We start from the raw sequence: 5,490 nt of genomic DNA, 5'->3' as shown, positions 1-5,490 counted from the left end.
TTCCCTTGGCGAGCGAATGACGCCGGCAATCAGCGCCCGGCTGCGCGCACCCTCTCCCGGATAACCCGCCGCTTGCGCGTCGAAGAGGGTCAGCGGAATGAGCCGGCCGCTCGCCACGAACGGCCGCATCGCAGCGGCCAGCTCGTCCGCGTGCGGTGGCCCTTGCACCGTGCGCAAGTGCGCCACAGTCGCTCCGCTGCGCGACGCGATCGCCGGCGCGAGCAGAATCGCCGTGGTCGAAGCATTGGATCGGAAGTTTAGGTCGAGCACATAGGTGTCGTTGCTGCCGGTCAGCGCGAGATCGACGCCGGCGAGCCCGCGGTAGCCCATCACCGCCGCGCGCCTGACCGGCTCCGTCGCCGCCTCGATCGCCGCCTCGGGAATGGGCGAGCCGAGACCGATCCAGTTGCCGTAGTGCCGCCCTTGCGGAGTCACGTCCTGGTCCGCGAAGCCGAGATAACGCACCTCGCCGTCCGGCATCACCGCGAAGTTCAGGCACGGGTTGCGAACCACGTCTAGCATCTCCTCGACGACGATTCTTGCGCACTTTTCGAAGGTTCGTGCGGCCTGCCGTAAATCGTCCGGCGAACGGCAGATCGCGACCCCGAGCCCGCCGCCCGTCGATTGACCGGTGGCCACCTTGAGCACTGCCGGCAACGCGTGATCAGCCGTCGCGAAATGTTCGTCGCGATCCACGATCCTGCGCCGCGGCACGTTCCGCGGTGACACCAGCTCCGCGAGATTCGCCTTGTCGTTGAGGTAACGAAGGAGCGCCGGGTCGATCCACGAGCGGATTTGTCCAGGACTTCCGGGCGGAAATGCGTGCTGAAAGACGATTTTCGCATTCGGGCGGGTTGCCGCCGTCGCGAACGCATGGATCTGCCCACCCGCCGTGAAGTGGATCCGGTCCTGCGCAACGTCGAACCCGGTGAAGGCCAGCAAATCGAGCCCGACGGGCGTGTTGAAGCCTTCGCTGCAAACGACCGGCATGTCTCCGGCGATTGCCAGCGACCCGCCCGTCAGCGCGTCCAGCACGGCCGGCTTCTCGGGCAGCCAGTCGGAATATCCGTCGTGAGCGCGCGGGAAGAATATGCGGTCCGGCCCGAAGATCTCCGACATCGTCAGCGTCGGGCGAAGGCGCCCCCTCGTCATTCGCGGCCGAGGAGCGGATCGATCCCGTCGGCGAGCTTCAGCATCAGCGCACTGGCCGATCCCGCCTTGCTGTCGGGATTGTAGCTGAAGGTGCGGTTGACGTCGAATACAACCGGCTGATCGCCATGCATCACGTAATCGAACTTGCCATAATCGAAGCCGAGCTCTTCGCGGAATGCGCGAACAGCCGCCGGCGTCGAATCGAGCACTTCCCGACTCACCACCTCTCCCGATTTGACCCGCGGATCGGGCGATAAGGCGCGCGTGTTGAACTCGGACGAGCCGAGGAAGACATATTGCCTCAGGCAGTACAGATCCCCTTCCCTCTCGGGCAGGAATTTCTCGACGACGAGCCGCGGGTTTTTCCACACCGCCGGCGGCACGGCGCGCGGGTTCGGGTAAATCGGATATTTTTCCGGCGTCACCATGGCCGACACCGTCCAGTCCAGGCGCAGCATCGCCTTGAGCTTTTCCAGCGGCTCACCGCCGCCAGCTTCCATGAGCCTGAACTCGGGCCTGCCGCCGAAGTTGAGATTTGTCTTGACGATCACCTGTCCGTGGTAATCGCCTGGCGATGCGACGAGCTGGCGGCTGATCCTTCGCTTCGAAATGTCGACGACGGCGCGGTTCACGACGCGCGCGCAGCGGCTCAGCACGGCGGCCAGCCGCGGCGGGGTTAGTGTCACGTCGAGATGCGGAAAGACCAGCACGTCCGGCCCCATCGGCTCGGCCAGCCTGTCGGTGAAATCGACCGCGATGCCGCGCCGCCGCCACTCGTCGGCGAGAACATGGACGACGTAGCGATTCTCCTCGGAGAATTCGTGCCTCGCCCGCACCACCAGGATGCGCGCGGCCGGCACCATTTCTGTCCTGGATGCGGTCCTCACACCGGCACCTTATAAGCGGCCACGAGAGAGTCGAGCACCGGCAGCAGCGACGTTTGTTCTTGTTTCGTTCTGACTTGACGATATCCTGTCCGGATGCCCGTCGAGTCGCGCCACGGACGCGGAGCCACCCGCAATCCAACCCCGACGCGCTTCAACCTGAAGGAGCGCGCCACCGATGGCGACTGGCTCGACCAGGTCCAAGCGCTCGACGGCGTGCCCAAGCGGCGCACCACGGTCACCATCGAGCATCCGCGGTCGATCCTGACGCGCAACAGCTCGCCCGACATCGGTTTCGACCGTTCGATCAATGCCTTTCGCGGGTGCGAGCATGGCTGCATCTATTGCTTCGCTCGGCCGACCCACGCCTATCACGACCTCTCGCCCGGCGTGGATTTCGAATCGCGCCTGTTCGTGAAGCCCCAGGCCGCGCAGCTGCTGCACGCCGCGCTGTCGCGGCCAGGCTACGAGTGCCGGCCGATCGCGATGGGCACCAACACCGACCCCTATCAACCGATCGAGGAGCGCTGGCGGATCACCCGGTCGCTCGTCGAGCTGCTGGTCGAGACGCGGCACCCGTTCACCATCACCACCAAGTCGGACCGCGTGCTGCGCGACCTCGACCTGCTCAGGCAGGCCGCCGACCTGCGAATCGCGTCGGTCGCGATTTCGGTCACGTCGCTCGACCCGAAGGTGGCGCGCACGCTCGAGCCGCGGGCGCCTCAGCCGCACAAACGGCTCGCGGCGGTCAAGGCGCTGAACGACGCCGGCGTGCCCTGCTACGTGGCCATCGCCCCGGTCGTCCCGCAGATCACCGATCACGAGCTGGAACATATCGTCGAGACCGCGGTCGAGGCGGGGGCGCCGGGCGGCTTTTACCTGCCGGTCCGCCTGCCCCATGAGGTGGCGCCCCTGTTCCGGGCGTGGCTCGACGAACATTATCCCGACCGCGCGGCGAAGGTGATGGCGACGATCCGGTCGCTTCGCGGGGGGCGCGACAACGATCCCAATTTCTTCAGCCGAATGCGGGGCAGCGGTCCCTGGGCCGAGCTGCTCAGGACCCGATTCGAGATCGCCGCGAAAAGATATGGCCTCAAACAGGCGAAGTTCCCGCTGCGCACCGACCTGTTCCGCCCGCCCGAAGGCGACCAGATGCGGCTGCTGTGATCGACCAACGCGGAAATTTTATCGACCGGCGATGGTGACTTTCGACGTCGCCCTGACCTAGGCGGGACGGATGATCAGAACGATACTCGCCGCACTCCTGCTGTCCGCTTCCGTCCCCGCCGCTTCGCAAAGCTCGCCAACATCCTTCCCGCCGGTCGATCCCACGGTCGCAGCGCTGCGCGATGCGGCGCTTCACGACCAATATGCGTGGAACATCACCGAGGGCCTCACGACAGAAGTCGGCCAGCGCCTCGCCGGGACCGAGGCCGAGGCGCGCGGCCGCGAATGGGCCGTGGCGAAGCTGAAGGCGCTGGGTTTCTCAAACGTCCGGGTCGAGCCGTTCGACATGCCAACGTGGACGCGCGGACCGGAGAGCGTCGAAATCCTCGCACCCTTTCCCCAGAAGCTGGCCGTGGCCGCGCTCGGCAACAGCGCCTCGACCCCGCCCGCGGGCATTACCGGCGAGGTCGTCGGCTTCGACACGCTGGCTGCGCTCGAAGCCGCGCCGGACGCCGCGGTGCGCGGCAAGATCGTATTCGTGTCGCACGCAATGCCGCGCACGATGGATGGGTCGGGCTATAGCTTCTTCGGCGGCCCGCGCCGGCAGGGGCCGAGCATCGCCAGCAGCAAGGGCGCGATCGCCATCGTCATCCGCTCGATCGGCACCGATTATCACCGCAATCCGCACACGGGCGTCATGAGCTTCGCCGAGGGCGTGAAGCCGATCCCCGCCGGCGCTCTGCCCTTGCCCGACGCCGAGCAGCTCCAGCGCATCCTCAAGCGTGGCAAGCCCGTCACCATGCGCCTGACGCTCGTCTCGCAGACCGGCCGCGGCCAGTCGGGCAACGTCATCGCCGAAGTGCCGGGGCGCGACCCCAGCTTGCCGTCGGTGCTCGTCGGCGGCCATCTCGACAGCTGGGACCAGGGCACCGGCGCGATCGACGATGCCGCCGGTGTCGCCATCGCCACCGCGGCCGCCAGGCGCATCATGGACGCCGGGCGCCCGCTGCGCACCATCCGGGTCGTCTGGTTCGGGGCGGAGGAGCCGGGATTGTTCGGCGGCCTCGATTACATGCGCAAGCACGCCAAAGAGCCGCACTGGGCGCTCGCCGAAAGCGACTTCGGCGCGGGCCGCATCTGGCGCGTGACGACCAAGCTCGGGCCGCAGCGCGAGGCGGAAGCAAAGACGGTGCAGGCCGCGCTCGCGCCGCTCGGCATCGTCCCCGGCTCGCGCGACGAGGCAGACGGCTCCGACATCGGCCCGATGATCGGAGCCGGCGCCCCGGCGATCGGCCTCAGCCAGGACGGCACCTACTATTTCGACTTCCATCACACGCCCGACGACACGCTCGACAAGGTCGATCCGGAGGCGCTTCGTCAGAACGTCGCTGCGTGGACGGCGATGCTCGCGGTGCTCGCCGGTCCGATTGAGCCGGAGCCGAAACAGCGCTAGCAGCGTTAGTGACGCAACAAGGAGGACTTCATGCGCATCCTGATCGCGATCCCGGCCCTGCTCGCCCTCGGCGCGTGCAACGTCAGCAAGGACGGCAACGCCGTCACCGTCCAGTACGACCAGAACACGGCCGAGAACACCGTCGCCGACATCTCGAACACGGCGGAGAACGTCGCCGCGGACATTGGCAACGACGTCTCGGACACGGCCGACAAGGTCAAGAACCGCGTCGGCGACGACAATGGCAACGCCAGCAGCAATAGCCAGGCGAACGCGACCGAGAACCAGTAGGCCGCGCGGGACTCGAGCAGCCCTCCTCCGCCAAAAGTTCGGCGGGCAGCCTCCGCGCCTGAAGCTGCGACCGGTTCACCAGCCGAAGCTTAGCGGAGGCTGGTCGGGGAGACAGGATTCGAACCTGCGACCCTCTGCTCCCAAAGCAGATGCGCTACCAGGCTGCGCCACTCCCCGCCTTCGCCAAAGGCTTCGGCGGGCAAGCCCGCCGGAATCCTCCAATGGCTTGCCAGCCGAAGCTCCGCAAGGAGCGAACGCTGGTGGGCCCGGCAGGATTCGAACCTGCAACCTAGCCGTTATGAGCGGCCGGCTCTACCGTTGAGCTACAGGCCCTCTCCGGCATCCGGCAAATAGACGGCGCTCGGCGCGGCGCCAAGGCGTGATCGGCGGTTCCGACTACGCGCGTGGGAACAGCAGCGCGAGCGTGCCGGGCGGCGCAACGAGCTCGGCCCCGGCGATGCGCGCCAGGCCGCTGACAAGCCGAAGCGAAAAACTTTCGTCGAACTCCGCCCCGCGGCCGAGCAGCTCCTCCTCGGCCATTCC

Annotated in this window: 5 protein-coding genes and 2 tRNA genes; 3 read left to right on the top strand and 4 right to left on the bottom strand. The window is 67.1% G+C overall.

Annotated elements, in window-relative coordinates; genetic code table 11:
- The coding region (locus GH737_RS12510; protein ID WP_155265139.1) for an ATP-grasp domain-containing protein at nucleotides 1–1,152 on the bottom strand (1,152 nt) is incomplete at its 3' end.
- On the bottom strand, nucleotides 1,149–2,015 hold the full coding sequence (locus GH737_RS12505; protein ID WP_196233156.1) for a hypothetical protein: 867 nt from the start codon (nucleotides 2,013–2,015) through the stop codon (nucleotides 1,149–1,151). The genes GH737_RS12510 and GH737_RS12505, both read right to left, overlap by 4 nt.
- A gap of 117 nt (nucleotides 2,016–2,132) precedes the next feature.
- On the opposite strand from GH737_RS12505, the gene GH737_RS12500 reads away from it, so the two are divergent.
- The 3 genes from GH737_RS12500 to GH737_RS12490 all read left to right on the top strand — a co-directional run bounded on the left by GH737_RS12500 (nucleotide 2,133) and on the right by GH737_RS12490 (nucleotide 4,947).
- Nucleotides 2,133–3,203, top strand: coding sequence for a PA0069 family radical SAM protein (locus tag GH737_RS12500; RefSeq protein WP_155265137.1), 1,071 nt, complete (start codon nucleotides 2,133–2,135; stop codon nucleotides 3,201–3,203).
- Nucleotides 3,204–3,273: 70 nt separating this feature from the next.
- Nucleotides 3,274–4,656, top strand: a complete 1,383-nt coding sequence (locus GH737_RS12495; protein WP_155265136.1) for a M20/M25/M40 family metallo-hydrolase — start codon at nucleotides 3,274–3,276, stop codon at nucleotides 4,654–4,656.
- Between the two features lie 30 nt (nucleotides 4,657–4,686).
- The gene (locus GH737_RS12490; RefSeq protein ID WP_155265135.1) at nucleotides 4,687–4,947 is read left to right on the top strand and encodes a hypothetical protein; all 261 of its coding nucleotides are present in this window, start codon (nucleotides 4,687–4,689) and stop codon (nucleotides 4,945–4,947) included.
- 100 nt (nucleotides 4,948–5,047) lie between these two features.
- On the opposite strand, the gene GH737_RS12485 is transcribed toward GH737_RS12490, so the two are convergent.
- Nucleotides 5,048–5,124 (bottom strand) — tRNA-Pro (locus GH737_RS12485).
- Between the two features lie 81 nt (nucleotides 5,125–5,205).
- Nucleotides 5,206–5,280, bottom strand: a tRNA-Ile gene (locus GH737_RS12480).
- Nucleotides 5,281–5,490 lie beyond the last annotated feature (210 nt).

Source organism: Sphingomonas segetis, from assembly GCF_009720245.1.
Classification (GTDB): domain Bacteria; phylum Pseudomonadota; class Alphaproteobacteria; order Sphingomonadales; family Sphingomonadaceae; genus Sphingomicrobium; species Sphingomicrobium segetis.
Note: the sequence above shows the minus strand (reverse complement) of the source record. Positions and strands in the feature narration are given on the sequence as shown.

Coding starts and splice junctions, on each gene's coding strand:
- GH737_RS12505 (WP_196233156.1), bottom strand. CDS start 2,015: ATGGTGCCGGCCGCGCGCATCCTGGTGGTGCGGGCGAGGCACGAATTC.
- GH737_RS12495 (WP_155265136.1), top strand. CDS start 3,274: ATGATCAGAACGATACTCGCCGCACTCCTGCTGTCCGCTTCCGTCCCC.
- GH737_RS12490 (WP_155265135.1), top strand. CDS start 4,687: ATGCGCATCCTGATCGCGATCCCGGCCCTGCTCGCCCTCGGCGCGTGC.
- GH737_RS12500 (WP_155265137.1), top strand. CDS start 2,133: ATGCCCGTCGAGTCGCGCCACGGACGCGGAGCCACCCGCAATCCAACC.